General features: G+C 56.1%; 17 protein-coding genes. All 17 read right to left on the reverse strand.

Features of this window, described 5'->3' with window-relative positions:
- Window positions 1-11: 11 nt before the first annotated feature.
- The 17 genes from DKB62_RS04775 to DKB62_RS04850 all read right to left on the reverse strand — a co-directional run bounded on the left by DKB62_RS04775 (window position 12) and on the right by DKB62_RS04850 (window position 17,965).
- Complete coding sequence (locus DKB62_RS04775; RefSeq protein ID WP_087478243.1) at window positions 12-1,370, reverse strand: gluconeogenesis factor YvcK family protein; 1,359 nt, start codon at window positions 1,368-1,370, stop codon at window positions 12-14.
- A 15-nt stretch (window positions 1,371-1,385) separates the two neighbouring features.
- Complete coding sequence (gene rapZ / locus DKB62_RS04780) at window positions 1,386-2,288, reverse strand: RNase adapter RapZ (RefSeq protein ID WP_087478242.1); 903 nt, start codon at window positions 2,286-2,288, stop codon at window positions 1,386-1,388.
- 14 nt (window positions 2,289-2,302) lie between these two features.
- The gene (locus DKB62_RS04785; protein WP_107195243.1) at window positions 2,303-3,115 is read right to left on the reverse strand and encodes a Cof-type HAD-IIB family hydrolase; all 813 of its coding nucleotides are present in this window, start codon (window positions 3,113-3,115) and stop codon (window positions 2,303-2,305) included.
- Entirely contained in the window at window positions 3,112-3,504 is a 393-nt protein-coding gene (locus DKB62_RS04790; protein WP_107195242.1) for a hypothetical protein, read from the reverse strand. The genes DKB62_RS04785 and DKB62_RS04790 overlap by 4 nt, the downstream gene beginning before the upstream one ends.
- An 84-nt stretch (window positions 3,505-3,588) precedes the next feature.
- The gene (locus DKB62_RS04795) at window positions 3,589-4,107 is read right to left on the reverse strand and encodes a DivIVA domain-containing protein (RefSeq protein ID WP_162860288.1); all 519 of its coding nucleotides are present in this window, start codon (window positions 4,105-4,107) and stop codon (window positions 3,589-3,591) included.
- Between the two features lie 45 nt (window positions 4,108-4,152).
- On the reverse strand, window positions 4,153-4,938 hold the full coding sequence (locus tag DKB62_RS04800; RefSeq protein ID WP_087478238.1) for a YlmH family RNA-binding protein: 786 nt from the start codon (window positions 4,936-4,938) through the stop codon (window positions 4,153-4,155).
- Between the two features lie 19 nt (window positions 4,939-4,957).
- Window positions 4,958-5,443, reverse strand: a complete 486-nt coding sequence (locus DKB62_RS04805; RefSeq protein WP_107195240.1) for a cell division protein SepF — start codon at window positions 5,441-5,443, stop codon at window positions 4,958-4,960.
- Between the two features lie 12 nt (window positions 5,444-5,455).
- Window positions 5,456-6,139, reverse strand: a complete 684-nt coding sequence (locus DKB62_RS04810; protein ID WP_087478236.1) for a YggS family pyridoxal phosphate-dependent enzyme — start codon at window positions 6,137-6,139, stop codon at window positions 5,456-5,458.
- A 163-nt stretch (window positions 6,140-6,302) separates the two neighbouring features.
- A complete protein-coding gene (locus DKB62_RS04815; protein WP_107195239.1) occupies window positions 6,303-7,106 on the reverse strand; it encodes a purine nucleoside phosphorylase YfiH/LACC1 family protein in 804 nt (267 codons plus the stop codon).
- A complete protein-coding gene (locus DKB62_RS04820; protein WP_107195238.1) occupies window positions 7,087-8,835 on the reverse strand; it encodes a radical SAM protein in 1,749 nt (582 codons plus the stop codon). Before DKB62_RS04820 ends, DKB62_RS04815 begins: the two co-directional genes overlap by 20 nt.
- A gap of 25 nt (window positions 8,836-8,860) precedes the next feature.
- On the reverse strand, window positions 8,861-10,471 hold the full coding sequence (locus DKB62_RS04825; RefSeq protein ID WP_107195237.1) for an FAD-binding protein: 1,611 nt from the start codon (window positions 10,469-10,471) through the stop codon (window positions 8,861-8,863).
- Between the two features lie 8 nt (window positions 10,472-10,479).
- Window positions 10,480-11,163 carry a 4Fe-4S dicluster domain-containing protein gene (locus DKB62_RS04830; protein WP_232818720.1) on the reverse strand — a complete coding sequence of 228 codons (684 nt, stop codon included), beginning with the start codon at window positions 11,161-11,163 and terminating at the stop codon, window positions 10,480-10,482.
- On the reverse strand, window positions 11,160-11,288 hold the full coding sequence (locus DKB62_RS12875; protein ID WP_255378483.1) for a hypothetical protein: 129 nt from the start codon (window positions 11,286-11,288) through the stop codon (window positions 11,160-11,162). Before DKB62_RS12875 ends, DKB62_RS04830 begins: the two co-directional genes overlap by 4 nt.
- A 96-nt stretch (window positions 11,289-11,384) precedes the next feature.
- A complete protein-coding gene (locus DKB62_RS04835) occupies window positions 11,385-14,819 on the reverse strand; it encodes a pyruvate carboxylase (RefSeq protein WP_107195236.1) in 3,435 nt (1,144 codons plus the stop codon).
- Between the two features lie 237 nt (window positions 14,820-15,056).
- Window positions 15,057-15,839 (reverse strand): phosphonoacetaldehyde hydrolase, encoded by a 783-nt coding sequence (gene phnX, locus DKB62_RS04840; protein WP_087478231.1) that lies wholly within the window; start codon window positions 15,837-15,839, stop codon window positions 15,057-15,059.
- Window positions 15,840-15,843: 4 nt separating this feature from the next.
- The gene (gene phnW / locus DKB62_RS04845) at window positions 15,844-16,944 is read right to left on the reverse strand and encodes a 2-aminoethylphosphonate--pyruvate transaminase (protein ID WP_087478230.1); all 1,101 of its coding nucleotides are present in this window, start codon (window positions 16,942-16,944) and stop codon (window positions 15,844-15,846) included.
- Window positions 16,945-16,969: 25 nt separating this feature from the next.
- Window positions 16,970-17,965: an extracellular solute-binding protein gene (locus DKB62_RS04850; protein ID WP_087478229.1), complete on the reverse strand. Its 996-nt coding sequence runs from the start codon at window positions 17,963-17,965 to the stop codon at window positions 16,970-16,972.
- Between the last annotated feature and the right edge of the window lie 11 nt (window positions 17,966-17,976).

Below are 17,976 nucleotides of genomic sequence, written 5' to 3' on the forward strand. Positions count from 1 at the left end.
GTATGCCTCCTCTAGCGGCGTCTTAAATTGCGCTTCAACTCATACCGCTTCAAATAATAGTGGAGCAGCTCCGGCGACAGGTCGGTCCGCAAGGCGTTGATCAAATCGAAGAGAACATTCGCCAGTTTTTTCGGATCGTGGGTTCCGCCTTTTTCAGCGTTTACCAAATCGGCGGACAGCAACGTCGCGCCCAAGTCTCCGACGCGCCGCTTGTCTATGACGACGGGCTGGGAGCCTGCGTCGGCATACCGCTGCAGCACAGCCGTGTCAATATCGCCGCTGTTGGCGATGACGAAATCGACGATTTCCTGGCCGGCATGCTGGTTAATGGCCTTGACGTGATCCGACACGGTGTAGCCGTCCGTTTCCCCGGGCTGGGTCATGACGTTGCAGATATAAATCTTCTTGGCTTTGCTGGCCCGTACGGACGCCGCTATATCGGGCACGCACAGATTCGGCATAATGCTGGTATACAGGCTTCCCGGCCCCAGCACGATGACGTCGGCTTCCTGAATCGCCTCGATGGCAGACTGAATCGCCTTAGGCTGTTCAGGCGTCGTAAACACCCGTTTGATTTTGCCGTGGGCGTGGGGAATCTGCGATTCGCCGCAAATGACCCGGCCGTCGGTCATCTCCGCGTTCAGCTGTATTTTTTCCGCCGACGCAGGAATGACCTTGCCGCGGACCTTCAAAACCTTGCTCGTCGCATCCATAGCCTCCTCTACGTCGCCGAGAACTTCGATCAAGGCGGCGATAAATAAATTACCGAAGCTGTGACCCGTCAAATTGCCGGAGCCGCCGAAGCGATGGGCAAAGAGCTTTTCCATCAGCCCTTCCTTATCGGCCAGGGCGACCAGGCAGTTCCGCAAATCGCCGGGAGCGATGATATCCAAATCCTGCCGTATGCGGCCCGTAGAGCCGCCGTCGTCGGCTACAGTAACGACGGCCGTCAGATTATACGTCTTGGTCTTCAGCCCTCGCAGCATGACCGACAGCCCCGTGCCGCCGCCGATGACGACGACCTTCGGCCCCTTGGCCAGCTGCAGATTAGCCAAGATTAAATCGCTGATGTTTTCCGACTCATTGGGCATGACGACGCCCAGCATCGTCCGGATGAGCCGGCGCGTCGCCCATCCCATGAGGAAAAGGCCCGACACGATGACGAGGATGCCGATCGTCGCCAGCACCGTATAGTTGTAATGGCCGGTCATTTCGTACAGCAGGCGGAACATCCACTCTTCAACCTGCCCCAGCCATTGGTAGTTAAAGGTCAGGACCAGGCCGAAGCTGGTCGCCATCATTCCCAAGCCGAAAAGAAACAGCCATCGCTTGATATGCAGTCCCGGATGCAGCCATTTAAAAAAGCGCATACTCCGACACCTCCATTACATTCCTTCGTAGCCCGGCGCGTCTTCTTCTACGTCGTTTTTATACAGATCCCGATGCTCGATGGATACGTCTACGCCCGTTTCTTTCAAGTGCTTGTACAAGGCCTCGGCCATGCAGACGCTGCGGTGCATGCCGCCGGTGCAGCCGACGGCGATGACCAGCTGGCTCTTTCCCTCCCGTTCGTAGTTGGGCAGCAGGAAATCGATCATGTCAAACCATTTTTCCTTGAAGGTCGCCGATATGGGAAAGCTTTCTACGTACTCGCGAACGGCAGGAACGCGGCCTGATTTATTCCGATATTCTTCGATGTAAAAGGGATTAGGCAAAAAACGGACGTCTTCGACAATGTCGGCATCGATGGGCATGCCGTGCTTAAATCCGAAGGATACGACCGTAACGTTCATGCCCTTCCGTCCCTCGCTGATGGCGTATTTCTTCACCAGCAGTTCTTTAAGCTGCTTCGGCTTCAAATTCGTCGTATCGATGATGAAATCAGCGTGCTTCCGCAGCGATTCCAGACGCTTCCGTTCTTCTGCAATCCCCTGGCTCAGCCGGCTGTGCGGCGCCAGCGGGTGCAGGCGGCGCGTTTCCTTGTAGCGGCGTACGAGGGTCTGGTCCGATGCTTCGATAAATACGATTTCATACGAAACGCCCTGAGCTTTCAATTCTTTCAGCGACTGGCTCATGGCGTCGAAAAACTCTCCGCCCCGTATATCGGCGATGAGGGCCACGTGACGGACTCGTTCGCCGCCCTTCATGCATAGTTCGGCAAACTTGGGAATGAGGACGGGAGGAATATTATCAATGCAGAAATAGCCCATATCTTCCAATGCCTGTACGGCCTGGCTTTTTCCGGCGCCAGACATGCCGGTTACGATGATCAGATGGAATTGGTCCATAAGAGCCTCCTTGTCTATAAAACGAACTTCTCAATCACCTTGGCGACGCCGTCATCGTCGTTGCCGGCCGCGACGTAGTCCACGACGTCCTTTACGGCCGGCGAGGCGTTGTCCATGGCGACGGCAAAGCCCGCCTCTTTCAGCATATCGACGTCGTTCGGCGAATCGCCGACGGCCATAATCTGTTCGACAGGCACCTGGAACAGCTCGCCCAGGCGATGCAGGCCGATGCCCTTATTCACGCCCTTCGGCATGATTTCCAAAAACGTCGGGTCGGAAAACAAGATAGTAAACCGCCCCGGCATGGCCTCTTCGATGATATCCCTGCGCCGTACCAGCTCATCGTGCTCGCCGCGGCTCAGCAGCTTATTGGGCGCTCCCTGGGGCGTATAAAAATCGTCGCCGCAGACGACGGCCCGGCAATGGGTAATGCGTTCGTAGTCCTGAATCCATTCGTCGTATTCGGCCACACGCAGCACGTCGTCGATGTAGGTCTGCATCTGCCAGCCCATTCGTTTCGTCAGGGCCAGCAATTCCGCCGCGTCCTGCACGTCAATGGCCTGTTCAAACAGCTTCCGTTTCGATTCGACCGTCTGGATCAGCCCGCCGGCATAGAGCATCATTGGAATATCTCCCAAGCCCAGCAGCTTGCCGTAGGGACTGGCCGTCGCATACATGCGGCCCGTGGCGATGGCTACGACGACGCCGCGCGAGCAGGCTTCCTGAATCGCGCTGAGAGTCCGCGGCGATACGGCAGAGTCGCTGCGCAGCAGCGTGCCGTCCAAATCGAGGGCGATCATCCGTATTTCTGATTTCGGTGTATTCATTGTACGTCCTCCTTCTTCCATTCAAAGGGCTGTCCGCCCGTCGACGGCGCCAGCTGGGACGGATATACGCCGGCCAGAGCCAAATCATCGGCAAAGGCCTCGGCCAGCCGGTCTATTTTCTTCTGCTGTTCTTCCGTCGCCTGATTCCGGTTTCGCAGGGCCGCTTCTACCATGGGCACCATTTCAAACCGGGTCAGGGGATAGGACGGCGAAAATTTCGACAGGTCGGCGTCGGTCAGGCCGTCCTTCGTCAAATCATATACGTACTGATATTCCCAGGAGTTCTGCTCCATCGCGTCAAAGGGGTTGGGCGCGTAGGGATTATAGGCTCCCGCGCCGCCGGTCAGCAGCACGGCCGCGGCTATGAGCAGCAAGGCAATTCGCTTCATTCTTCCATACCTCCATAAAATAAATATACTCCCTGCCGGGTCTAACTGTGTCGTCATACCTGAAAGAGAGCATATTCGTTCCTATTATTCTTCTGCTTTTGCGTCTTCCGCAGGCGGTTCTTCCACCGGCTTAACCGCTGCGTCGTCATCTTTTTTGCTGTCTAAGGCCATATCGTCCAGCAGCCGCAGCTGGCTGGTCAAAATAGCCCGGCACTTTTCACGGAACGCCCGGGTCTGGGCGACAACCTTGTCTAATTCCTGCTGCGAAGACTGCAGGCTCATCGTCGTTTCGTTCAGCATCTGCTTTTTCTTATTCGACGCTTCCTGCAGGATGAGTTCTGCTTCCTTGCGGGCCGTAACTTTGACGTTTTCCGCCGTCTGCTGGGCGAGCATCAGGGTGCTGTTCATCGTCGATTCCATCTTTTCATACTGCGTCAGCTTGTCCTGCAGCTTGTCACACCGTTCTTTCAGCTCGCAATATTCGCGATAGACCTTTTCATAGTCGGCGGCAATACTATCCATAAACGCATCTACGTCTTCTTCGCTGTATCCGCGGAATCCCCGTTTAAATTCTTTATTATGAATATCCATTGGTGTCAGCATGACAAAATTCCTCCTTGAATCAGATCTACTACAACCCAATACGCCTTACATATACCGCTTCAGCAGCACGCCGATGCGCCCCTTGCGGGACGTCCCCGTAATCTGCGCCAGTTCCATCCGGCCCTTGCCGCGCAGGGAGATGACGTCGCCTTCCTGCACGTCCTGAGAAGGGCCCTTCGCCGGCTGCCAATTTACCTGCACGCGGTCGCCCTTAATCGCTTCGGCCGCCTTCGTACGGGAAATGCCGAATCCCGACGACGCGACGGCATCCAGCCGCAGAGACGCGACGGTCGTCTTGATTTCCTTTACCTTTTCCTGCCGCGGCGCAATATCGCTCAGCGGCATTTCTTCGACCGTTACGGACACCATGGCCACCTTGGTGAAGTTCTGCTTCAAATACTGCAGCAGCGCCGTATCGGCCAGAATGACCGCGCCGTCGTCCTGCATGATGATGTCGCCGAAGCGTTCGCGGCCAATGCCCAGTCCCATGAGAGAGCCCAGCACGTCGCGATGGCTGAGAAGGCGGTAGCGGGAATCCCATTTGACGCGGCAGGCCGTCAGGTTAAAATCCACCGGGCCGTCGTAATCGGCGCTGACAAAGGCCAGCTTTACCCGTTCCGCCCCCTGATAGCCGCCGAAGGTACGCAGTACCAGCGCCGGCGCGTGGGCTTGAATCGTTTCGCCGATCTGCACCGCGCCGGGCGAAACGAATTCGCTGACGGCATAGGGACGGCCCTTGGCGGCGCTGTCGGCCAAATCGATCAGCCGTGCCGCCAGCTCCCCATTGTCCGTGCCTTGGTAATACCGAATAATTCTATCTCTGTTTTTCACAAAAATCCCTCGTTATGTCTTACTTCTGCGGCGTGTCGTCGCCGTTATTCCAGGCCAGCTGCGCCGCATTGAAATCGCCGTAGTCGTGCTTGCTTCTGTCGACGGTCACGTTGCTCGGAACGCACAGGAAAATATCCTTGCCGACCTTCTGGATGTTGCCGTCGAGAGCATACGTCGCGCCGCTGATGAAGTCTACGACGCGCTTCGATACGTCGGGAGCCGTCGATTCGAAGTTGATGACCACGGGCTTGCGTTCCCGCAGGAAATCGGCGATGCTCTGCGAATCGTCAAAGGTTTCCGGTTCGACGATCATCATTTTCAGGGGCTGCGCCGGCTGTGCGCCGTATCCTAAGGCAGGACGATGGGGCGCAGCGACAGAGCGGCGGTTCTGCCGTTCTTCCACAACGTCTTCTTCGTCTTCGAATTCATCCGTTTCGAAATCGTCTTCGTCGTTTACTCCGCTAATAGAATTCGTAACCTTATTCCAAACATCTTTCAATCCCATGTCATATCCTCCTTAGTAATTACGCGCGCCGAAGATAGCCGTGCCTACGCGGACTACGTTCGCGCCTTCTTCAATTGCTATTTCAAAATCATGGGTCATGCCCATAGACAGATACTGAACCTGGCCTTCAGGGAATTTGAGCTTCATGTCGTCGTACAGCGCGCGAGCAATGCGGAAGATGGGACGAACGTCCTCTACCTGCTCAAAATTCGGCGCGATGCACATCAGCCCCCGCACGCGGACGTTAGGGAGCTCGCCGGCCAATCGGCACAGGGCGGGAAACTCTTCCACTTCCATGCCGAACTTCGTTTCTTCCCGGGCCACGTTGACCTGCAGCAAAATATCCTGAACCTTGCCGATCTTTCCGGCTTCCTTGTCGACGGCCCGCAGCAAATGCTCCGAGTCGACGGAATGAATCAAATCAAAGTGTTCGACGGCGTGCTTGGCCTTATTGGTCTGCAAGTGACCGATCAGATGCCACGTCAATCCATTATCGGGAAATTCCTTCTGTTTCTGCAGAGCTTCCTGCACACGGTTTTCACCTACGTCGGTAATACCGGCTGCGGCCGCTTCTTTCATGAATTCGACCGGGTGGTTCTTCGTCACGGCAACCAGCGTAATCGCATCGGTTCTCCCGACGCGGGCGGCTGCTGCGGAAATCCGCTGCCGTACGGCCTCAATATTATCCTTAATCAAGCGTAATCCCTCCGTAGCGCCCATAGTTTCAGTAGGGTACATGACTTACTTCATAAAACATTACACTGTTTCTATTATATATATTTAACGCTGCAAATGCTAGTAATTTTTATAAAAAATTCTCACTCCGTCCATTCGTCTTCGTCAGCCGTCCCCGCTTCCCTTACAGAACGGCGAAGGCCGCCATGCGGCCCGTACGGCCGAAGTCCCGCCGGTAGGAAAAAAATCGTTCTTCCTCTTCGTATACGCACGAAGAAGAAATATCTATATGGCCCAGTAAAAGTCCCGCATCTGTCAGCAGCTGCCGCGCGGTCTGCTTCAAATCGATCGTCCGCCGGGCTCCGCGGCCGATGCAGCAGGCATAGGCAGGCCCCATGCGTTCTACGGCCTGGGCGAAGCCTTCGCTGATTTCGACATGGTCCGCGCCGGCGCAGGGGCCGACGTAGGCGTACAGGTCGGCGGAAATAGAACCGTATACCAGTTCCATGGCCAGGACCATTTTCGCAGGCAGCCTCGTCGTCGTTTCCCGCAGGCCGGCCCGTCCGACAGCGCAGGCATGATGGGCCGGATCGAACAGGATGACAGGAGCGCTGTCTGCAGTAAAAACGGCCAGGGGCAGGCCGGCGCAGTTTGTCATCAAGGCGTCTGTATGAGCCAGCTCCGTATGGACGCTGCCGGCGCCGCAGCCGGCTTCGGCAGGGCCGACAGCGACGATGTGGCCTTCGCCGGTCTGGCGGCACGTCGTCAGCTTCGTCAAATCCATGCCGACGGCCTGACACAAGCGACGGCGGTTTTCCAGCACATGCAGCGCAGCGTCCCCAGTCTGAAACGACAGGTTCAGCGATTCATAGGCCCCCTGGCTCACGCCGCCGCAGCGGCCCGTCGCGCCGTGACGCAGGCCGGCCTGCCGCAGCAGGCGACTCTGTTCCCAGCCGAGGCCATCGCGGCTAATCCATTCCGTCGCCATCGCCGCCTCCGCATACGTGACACCGCCGGCAGCCGTCGAAGCACGGTATGGTAAACGCGCCCTTGCGAGCCAGCTCCAGCTCTTTCACCAGGTAGTTCGCATCTAAACCCATATCCAGCACGCTCCACGGCAATACGGCGTCTACAGGCCGCTCTGTATACAGGAAACCCTGTACGTCGAAGCGGAGCTCTTTCACGGCCCGCTTCCAGCCCTTTACGCCGCCGTATTGATGGGCCAGGGCCAGCAATTGGCCGACTCTCCGGTCGCCGCGGGCCAGCACGCCCTGAATATAGCATTGCCGCAGCGGCTCGGCCAATATTTCGATTTGCTTATCCTTGTCCAAGGCCTTCTTTATATAGGACAGCCGTTTTTCGACGGTCTTCTGGTCGGTCATGGCCATCCACTGGAAGGGCGTGCACGGCTTGGGAATAAAGGGATTGATGCTCAGAGTAATCTTGCCCTTATTGCCGATGGAAGCCATATGGGCCTGCACGCGCCTGGTCATCGTCACGATGCCTTCGATGTCCTCGTCTGTTTCCATTGGAAGGCCGATCATGATGTACATGCGGACGTGGCGGATGCCGGCAGCCGTCGCCAAGTCGATGGAATGGAGCAGGTGCTCTTCCGTAATCCCTTTATTGATGATGTCGCGCATGTGGGTGCTGCCCGCTTCCGGCGCCAGGGTAATCGTCTTTTGGCCGCTTTCGGCCAGCCCCTTAACGATGGCCGGCGTAATCGAATCGGCCCGCAGGGAGGCGCAGGAAAACGCCAGCCCCTGGCTGCGGATAAATTCGACGAGCTCGTCGATATAGGGATAGTCCGATATGGCTGCGCCCATGAGGCCGATTTTCTTGCCCAGGCGCTTGCCCCTCAGCACGGCTTCCTTCACGTACTCCAAAGGCCGCACGCGGGGCCGCCGGTAACAGTAGCCGGCCATGCAGAACCGGCAGTGCCGGCCGCAGCCGCGGGCGATTTCAATGAGGTACATCGCTCCGAATTCCGTATGGGGCGTCGCCACGACCGTTTCTCCCGGCCCGGTAAGCTCCCGCCACTGCCGCCGTACCGACGCCGGCGCGCCGTCTTCCGGGACGATGGCCCGCAAACGGCCGTCCTCGTCGTATTCATGACGATACAGGGACGGCACGTATACGCCGGGCACCTTCGCCAGCCGCCGCAGCAGCGCCTGCCGGCTTTCCCCGGCCTCGCGGCCCGCCGTGTAGGCGTCTAAAAAAGAATGGATCAGCCCTTCGCCTTCGCCGATCAGACAGACGTCGACAAAGGGAGACAAGGGTTCGGGATTAAAAAACGCTACGGGGCCGCCCATGACGACGAGAGGGTCTGTTTCCTCCCGATCCGCAGCCAGCACGGGCACGCGGCCCTGCTCCAGCATAGCCGGAATATTAAAATAATCCATTTCAAAGCTGACGGATAAGCCGATGATTTCAAAATCACAGAGAGGCCGGCCGTTTTCCAGGGTCAGCAAAGGAGAGCGCTCTTTGGCGTACAAGGCGGCCAATTCTTTATCGGGAAGGAAGGCCCGTTCGCACAGCCAGTCGGCCCGTTCGTTCACTTCGCGATAAATGATCTGCATTCCCAGGTTGCTCATGGCGACTTCATACGTATTGGGGTAGCAAAGGGCCATAGCCCGCCGCGTGCCGAAGGGATACTTGTAATATCCCGTCTCGTCAGCCAGGCGCTCGGCTAATTTCCGTTCAATCTGCCAGCTCATGACATGCTCCTTTCTCTCATCGCCGTCATCCTCTCGTACCGCGGTTATGGGTATAGTTCGGCAGCAGCTTCGGCGACGGCGTCCCGTTTTTCACGTGGGCCGCCTCCCGCTCTTCTTCAAAGCGCTGCACGTGCGCTACCGTCAGCGCCCCCAGAGACGCCGTCCGGCTGTAGGCCGCCGCTTCCCTGCCGGCAATGCGCCCGAAGACGATGATGTCGAGGAGGCTGTTGCCCATCAGCCGGTTCGTCCCGTGAATGCCGCCGACGTCTTCCCCTGCTGCATACAGGCCGGGAATCTTCGTCGCGCTGCGCTCGTCGATGCAGATGCCGCCGTTTTGATAATGAAGGGTAGGATATACTAAAATAGGCTGCTTGCGGATATCGATGCCGAACCGCTCGTACATATGAATCATCGCCGGCAGCCGCCGCTCCATCGTCCCTTCGCCGTGAATCATATCTACCATTGGCGTATCGAGCCACAGCGCAGGCCCGTGAAGGGCATGGACGCCTTTATGGCGGGCCAGGCATTCGCGGATAATCGACGCCGCTACGACGTCGCGCGTCTCCAGCGGATGCAGGAAGGCTTCGCCGTCCTTGTTGACCAGCATCGCGCCGAGGGAACGGACCTTTTCCGTCACCAGGGCGCCGTAAATCTGCGGCGGATAAGCGGCTCCCGTCGGATGATACTGTATCGCGTCGGCGTATACCAGAGGCACGCCGGCCCGATAGGCCAGCACCAGCCCGTCTGCCGTCGAGCCGTAGTGATTGGACGTAGGAAATCCCTGATAGTGCAGCCGCCCGGCGCCGCCCGTGGCGATGATGACGCTTTTCGCCCGGACGCCATGGTATTCCTGCGTATCGAAGTCATACAATACGGCTCCGGCCGCTTTGCCTTCTTCATCTAAAATGAGCTCTACAGCCGGCGAATATTCCAGGACTTCTACGCCTTCGTCGCGCACCTCGTCGCGGAGGACCCGCATGATTTCGGCTCCCGTATAGTCGCCGCAGGCATGCATCCGCTTGCGCGACGTGCCGCCGCCGTGAGTCGTGACCATCGTGCCGTCGTCGTATTTATCAAACATGACGCCCAGGCCGCCTAGCCATTGGATCGCCGCAGGCCCCTGCATGACGAGGCATTTCAGCAGTTCCGGCACATTTTTAAAATGACCGCCGCCCAGAGCGTCTAAATAGTGGATAGCCGGCGAATCGTTTTCCTTATCGGCCGCCTGGATGCCGCCTTCAGCCATGCCCGTGTTGGCGTCGCCGAGACGCAGCTTCGTCGCCAGCAGGACGGACGCGCCGTGCTGGCGCGCTTCAATAGCCGCCGCGGCCCCGGCGCCCCCGCCTCCGATGATGAGGACGTCCGCATCGTGCTCGATATGGCTCAAGTCGAAGTCCGCGCTGAGAAGGCGGCTCTTTCCCTCCAGAACCGCCGCCAGCTCGCTGGGCACCTTATCGCCTTTATTGGGGCCGACCATCAAAATAGAAAAATCCTTATGGCTGTAATCGGGATGATAATTCCGCAGCAGCTCCTGCTTTTCCTGAGCCGTATACCGGCGAAGCTCCGCGTACAGGCGCTCGTTCCGCGTAGCGTCTACGCAGGCCTGCGACGCCAGCATTTCTTCTGTATATTTCATGGTGCCGCCTACCTTTCCATGTCCCGCGCTTCATACAGCCGGTGAATTTCTTTATCGGACAAATGCATAAGACGTTCCAATTCCTCATCGTACAGCCCGGCCTCAATATCCTGCACCCGTTGATCCAGATGGACGCTTTTTTTCGCGATATACCGGCCCGTCAGGCGGCGGACCATGAGGCTGACCGCGCTGTGGCTGATCTTTACCGGACAACGGGAGGCGCAGATATCGCAGGCGACGCAGCGGAAGGATTCTTCGGCGCAGCCTTCGTAATCGCCGCGCTGGGCCAGGGCGATGTACTTCATGACGTTGATGCCCTGGGGGCAGCTCTTCGTACAGGCGTTGCAATGAATGCAGTTGTAGATTTCCGGGTAAAACTGCCCTACGACGTTGCCGGCCAGGGGCAGATTGTTGATATCGTAATCCTTTTTATTGATGGGAAAGGATTCCAGGCGTCCAACGCACATCCCCTCTTCTACCTTCGTCTGACAGGCCAGGGCGGAATACAGCTTCGTCTCGCCCTGAATGCGGTACACGACGGCGCAGGCTCCGCAGAACCCGCTGCGGCATCCGCAGCCCCGCACGAGGCGGAAGCCGGCGTACTCCATGGCCCGCATGATCGTTAAATCATCAGGCACAGTGCATCGTTTTCCCAATATATACAGGGTAACCATATGATGTTTCGTAGTCATATATGCTCCTTTTCTTTTAATGCAACCAGCTCTGCCGCTTCCTGCGGCATGAGGTGTGTTTCATTATACCATACTTCGGCCGCCTGCAACAAAATCGATTTTCCCCTGCCTGCCGCAGCTTTCACGCCGCAACCATAGAGGCACTCCGTCTAAAGGAAACGCCAAGCACGGAATGCATGCTTGGCGTTTTTTTCCTGCCTGTTCAGCAGGTACATATTCTATTAGGCTAATACTTCCAGGAGGCAGTCGCCGCTGATGATGGCCTGGCCCTTGGTGACGTAGATTTCGCCGATAGTGCCGTCGATAGGAGACGTAATGGTCGTTTCCATCTTCATGGCTTCCGTTACGACGAGGTCGTCGCCTTTCTTGACCTTCTGGCCCGGCGATACGAGGACGTTGACGACGGAGCCGGACAAGGTGGCGCCGATATCGCCTACCTTAGACGGGTCGGCTTTGCGTCTCGTCACGGTCTTCATGTCGACGCTCTTATCCTGTACCTGGATTTCACGTTCGACGCCGTTGAACATGAACGTAATGGTACGCATGCCGCTTTCGTCGGGGTCGCTGATGTTGATCATCGTGATGACCAAATCCTTGCCCTTTTCGATTTCAACGTGGATTTCTTCGTTTTTCTTCATGCCGAAGAAGAAGGTCGGCGTATCCAATACGCTTACGTCGCCGTACAGCTTGACGTTTTCATTGTAATCCTTGAATACTTTTTCGTATTGGCAGTATGCGTTGATATCTTCGTCTTCATGCTTGTAGCCTGCGCCGGCCAGCTTCTTGCGGACGGCTTCAAAGTCTACGGGAGCCAGGCTCTTGCCCGGACGTTCCGTCAACGGCTTGCGGCCCTTGAGGATAATCTTCTGCAATTTTTCCGGGAAGCCCTGATAGGGAATGCCCAAGCGGCCTTCAAAGAATTCTACAACGGACTGCGGGAAGTTGAGGATATCGCCCTTTTCGTAGACATCTTTTTCCGTCAGGCCGTTCTGCACCATGAACAGCGTCATGTCGCCGACGACCTTAGACGACGGCGTTACCTTGACGATATCGCCGAACATCATGTTGACGTCGTGGTACATCTTCTTGATGTCGTTCCATTTTTCGCCGAGGCCAACGGCTTTCGCCTGCTGACGGAGGTTGGAGAACTGTCCGCCAGGCATTTCATGCTGGTATACTTCCGTGTTGGGGAACGGTTCGGCCTTGTCTACGCCCTTGTAGTACGGACGAACTGTCGCCCAGTAGCGGGACATTTCTTCCATGGCGTCGATGTCCAGATCGGGCTGGCGGTCGGTGCCGCTCAACGCATAGTACAGCGTGTTCATGCTCGGCTGGCTCGTGCCGCCGGCAAAGGACGAGTAAGCTGCGTCTACGATATCGACGTTGGCAGCCACGGCGCGGCTCAATGTCGCGACGCCGTTGCCCGAGCCGTCGTGCGTATGGAGATGGATCGGCAGGTCGACCGTTTCTTTCAGAGCCGAAACGAGGCGGTATGCCGCTTCCGGCTTGAGCAGGCCGGCCATATCCTTGATGGCGATGATGTTTGCGCCGGCGTTCTGCAGTTCCTTCGCCATGTTGACGTAGTACGCCAAATCGTATTTCGTGCGGGAGCTGTCGAGGATATCGCCGGTGTAGCACAAGGCGACTTCGGCGATCTTGCCCGTTTCGCGGACGGCCTGAATCGTGCCGTACATGTTGTCCAGGCTGTTGAGGCTGTCGAAAATACGGAATACGTCGATGCCGTTTTTCGCCGACAGTTCGACGAAGTTCTTGACGACGTTGTCCGGATAGCTCGTGTAGCCTACGGCGTTTGCGCCGCGGATGAGCATCTGGAGCAAAATGTTCGGCGCTTTTTCGCGCATCTGGCGGAGACGTTCCCACGGATCTTCATAGAGGAAGCGGTAAGCGACGTCGAAGGTCGCGCCGCCCCAGCATTCATAGGAGAAGAACTGCGGCAGCTTCTTGGACGCCGTTTCGAGAACGCGGAGCATATCGATGGTGCGGACGCGGGTAGCCATCAGGGACTGATGGGCGTCACGCATCGTCGTATCCGTAACCAAAACTTTTTTCTGGTCGAGAATCCATTTAGAGAACTTTTCCGGCCCCATGGAATCGAAAATCTGCTTCGTGCCGGCCGGATACTCACCTGCTACAGCTGTCGGCATTTCCAATCGTTCGAATTCCGGTTTTTCCTGATGGCCAGTGCCAGCATAGCCGTTAATCGTCGTGTCGCCGATGTATTTCAGCAGCTTCGTGCCGCGGTCCTGTACGACGGGCAGGTTAAACAGTTCCGGATGGTTGTCAATGAAGTTGACATTGTACGAACCGTCTACGAATTCCGGCGATTTCAGCACGTTGATGAGGAAGCCGATGTTCGTCTTAACGCCGCGGATACGGAATTCTTTCAGCGTACGCAGCATTTTCTGCACAGCCCCTTCATGGGTCAGCGCATATGTCGTAGCCTTAACGAGAAGGGAATCATAATACGGCGTAATAATCGCGCCGGTATACGCATTGCCGCTGTCGAGACGGACGCCGAAGCCGCCGCCGCTGCGGTATACCATAATTTTGCCCGAATCCGGCATAAAGTTGTTCATCGGGTCTTCTGTCGTAATACGGCACTGGATGGCATTACCTTGGCAATGAATCGATTCCTGCGACGGAATGGCAATTTCCTTGCTGTCCAGCGCATAGCCTTCGGCCACTTTTATCTGGGTCTGCACAATATCGATACCCGTAATCATTTCCGTGACAGTATGTTCTACCTGTACGCGGGGGTTAACTTCGATAAAGTAGAATTTTTCATCAGGCGTAACGAGGAATTCGACTGTGCCGGCATTGACATAGTTGACGTTCTTCATGAGCTTGATCGCCGCGGCGCAGATGTCATGGCGAAGCTTTTCCGACAAGGAGAAGGCCGGAGCGATTTCGACTACCTTCTGGTGACGGCGCTGGATAGAGCAGTCCCGTTCGAACAAGTGGATGACGTTGCCGTGTTCGTCGCCCATGATCTGGACTTCGATGTGCTTCGGATTGACGATGCACTTTTCCAAATAAATTTCGTCGTTGCCAAATGCCAATTTAGCTTCTGACCTTGCCCGGTCATAGGCTTCGCGCAAATCAACCATGCGGTTGACCATGCGCATGCCGCGGCCGCCGCCGCCGTTGACGGCTTTGAGCATGATGGGGAAGCCTTCTTCGCGGGCGAATTTTTCGACTTCTTCATAATTCATAACCGGGCCGTCGCTGCCGGGAATATACTGGATGCCCGCTTTTTTAGCCTGAATACGGGCGTTGATTTTATCGCCGAACATGATGAGATGTTCGACCTTAGGCCCAATGAAAATAATGCCTTCTTCTTCGCAGCGCTTCGCCAAATCGGCGTTTTCGGACAAGAAGCCGTACCCCGGATGGATTGCGTCTACGTCGTGTTCATGGGCAATGCGGATAATATCTTCAATATCTAAATATGCATCTACCGGTTTCTTACCTTCCCCAACCAGATAGGATTCGTCCGCACGGAAACGGTGCAGAGACAGCGAATCTTCTTTGGAGTAAATAGCTACGGTGCGGATTCCCAGCTCGTTGCAGGCACGGAATACGCGGATAGCGATTTCCCCGCGGTTGGCCACTAAAACCGAACGAATTTTTCTCATGAAAATACCCTCCTGAGTAATGATTTACAGTACATAACAATGAATGATAGGTATATTACCTTTTCTTTTCACTGTAGTTTTAATTATAACAAAATAGGAAAACATTACAAGAGAAGGAATCGTTATATACGGAATAAATACTGTATACAAAATAAGAACTGCTGAGTTATCCCCGAATCCTTCCGAAAATGATAAAAAGCCCGCCGCACATTGCTGCACGGCAGGCAGGGAGAGGCGTTACCGATGCTGAATCGCTTCGACGACAGCTGGTAATTCTGTAATATTCTGGATCACGTAGTCTGCGCCGGCTCCTTCAAATACGGCCCGCACGTCCTGACGCTTCTGAGTTTTTTCTTCTTCGCTCAAGGCGTTGAACTGGTCTTCGTTCAGCCCCATGACGGAACTGCCGTCGATAATGCCGACGGACCAGACGCCGGCGGCCTTGCCCTCTCTAATATCCGACACGGTATCGCCGACCTTGACGACGCAGCGTACGTCCGACAGGCCCAGCTTCATCATGTTTTTAAAGATCATATAGGGATACGGGCGTCCCTTGCCGTCCGTCGAATCAGGGGAAAACCAGCAGTCCGGCTCATAGCCCTGGTCCGCCGCGGCTTTGACGACGATGTCCATCATGACGTCCGTATATCCCGTCGTCGAGCCGATGGCCAGCCCCATAGCCCGAAGCTTGGCTACCGTCTCGATGACGCCGGGCTTTACCTTCGAATAATTGGCGAGCGTCGACAACAGCTCCGGTTCAAAATGGCTGTAAACTTTTTCTACGTCTTCTTCCGCCCAAGCGCTGCCGTTTGCGTCTTTCCAGGCTTCGCCGATGCGGTCCATGGACAGCATCGTGCGGATGTGGTCGCGCTTGAGCATCCCCATGGGCTTTCTCGTTTCTTCTTCCGTAACGGTTACGCCGTTGGCGGCAAAGCTGTCCATAAAGGCCCGGACAGGAGCCATGCAGCCGAAGTCGACCGTCGTGCCTGCCCAGTCAAAGATAATTCCTTCTATTTTCATCGTCTTACTTCAATCCCTTCATATAATCTGTGAAAATCTGCAGAATTTTCTGTACGTCTTCGTCGTAAATTTCGCCGATATTGCCCAGGCGGAACGTATCCTGGGCCGTCAGCTTGCCCGGATAGATGACGTATCCCCGTTCTTTCAGGAAGGCGTACATATCCTGGAAGTCGAAAGACATGGTTTCCGGATACAGGAAGGTCGTAATGATCGGCCCCTGCACGTCCTTGTCGATATACGCCGTAAAGCCCAGGGCTTCCATCCCTTCGCGAAGGGCGGCGTTCGTGCGGGCGTACCGTTCGTGACGGGCCGCAATCCCTCCTTCGGCGCGCAGTTCTTCCAGCGCCTTGCGGAAAGCCGCGACGACGTGTGTCGGCGACGTGAAGCGCCATTTGCCGCCGTCCTTTTCCATCGTTTCCCACTGGGCGTATACGTCGAGGGACAGGCTGCGGGCCGTGCCCTTCGTTTCCTTCAAATCAGCTTCCTTGGCAATGATGAAGGAGAAGCCCGGCACGCCCTGGATGCACTTGTTGGCACTGCTGATGAGGTACATAATCCCCAGAGCCGGCACGTCGATATCGACACCGCCGAAGCTGCTCATAGCGTCGACGATGAATTTCTTCCCGTACTTCTTCGCCACTTCGCCGACGGCGGCAATATCGTTGAGAATGCCCGTCGTCGTCTCGCTGTGGACCATGGAAATATGGGTAATGGCCGGGTCGGCTTTTAAGGCTTCTTCAATAGCGTCCGCCTGGGGAATCGTATCGTACGCCGTTTCAACGACAGCGTAGGGAAGGCGGTGATAGCGGCAGATTTCCGCCATGCGCTTGCTGTACGCGCCGTTTACGGCGATGAGAAGCTTGTCCGTATCCTTGATGACGCTGGACAAGACGGCTTCTACGCCGAAGGTGCCGCTGCCCTGCATGAGAACCGTCGTGTATCCCGATTCCGCATGGGCCAGGCGGAGGAGCTCCGCCCGGATTTCCTGGGTCATGTTCTTATAGTCGTCGTCCCAGGTGCACAAGTCGACGAGCATTTCTTCTTTTACCGTTTCCGTCGTCGTAAGCGGCCCCGGAGTGAGCAATTTATATTTATTTTTATCCATAATTCGTTACCTGCTTTCTCTTCGATTATCCTTTAATGAGCTGCTGATGCTTTTTCAAGAGGTCTACAGTCAGCGCTTCCTTATACTGCTTCGGATAGGCCGGTTCGAAGGTCTTGTCTACGGTTTCGCCTTCATACAGGGCCATGGGGTAGAATTTGAGCAGTTCCTGGCGGCTGTTCTTGACGATGCATTCGGCCATCTTCATAGCCAGCTCTTTCTTCTTGCTGTCGGCCTTATTGATAACGGCTACGCCTTCGGTGAGGAAGAAGTTGCCTTCCGTCGGGTCGACGACTTTAATGGGCAAGCCTTTCTGTTCTTCCATCAGGCCCTGATGACGGAGGCCGAAGCCGACGGCCACTTCGCCGGCCTTAACTTTTTTGAGGGGGCCGGAACCGGATTTTTCCATGTGCGGGCCGGCGTTGGCTTCGAGCTGTTTCAAGATAGCTGCGCCTTCCTGTTCGCCGTAAGCGTCGAACACGGCCTGGGCCAGCAGCCAGGATGTAGACGAGCCCATGATATCAGGCAGGGAAATCTTATCTTTATATACGGGGTTGGTCAAGTCTTTAATGGATTTCGGCATGGGGAGATTTTCCTTCTGCAATACTTCCGTATTGACGAAGATGGCGCCGAACTGGCCTGTCGTCGGCTTGTAATACGACGGCGTTTCCTGCAAGGTCTTGGCGTCGAAGGTCAAGTCTGCGAACATCTTGTTTTCCTTCTGGGCCGAATCGATATAATAGGTGCTCATGGTAATCAAGTCGGCTTCGATATTCGTGCCTTCGGCCATGAGCTTACCGCCTAATTCGGACGTGCCGAAGGCCTGCATGACATATTTTCCTTCAAAGCCGTTGCTGTCCAAGGCATGCTTGAAGGCGTCCTGCGCTTCCGGGTCGGCGTTGGTATAGATGACGACTTGTTCGTCTGCCGACGCGCTGTCGCCGCTGCTGCCGCAGCCGGCAAATCCGGCGGCCATAGTCACGGCCAAACATCCGGCGATTAAATACTTGTACCATTTTTTCATGATGTAAATCC

It is taken from the genome of Megasphaera stantonii, from assembly GCF_003367905.1.
Lineage (GTDB): Bacteria > Bacillota > Negativicutes > Veillonellales > Megasphaeraceae > Megasphaera > Megasphaera stantonii.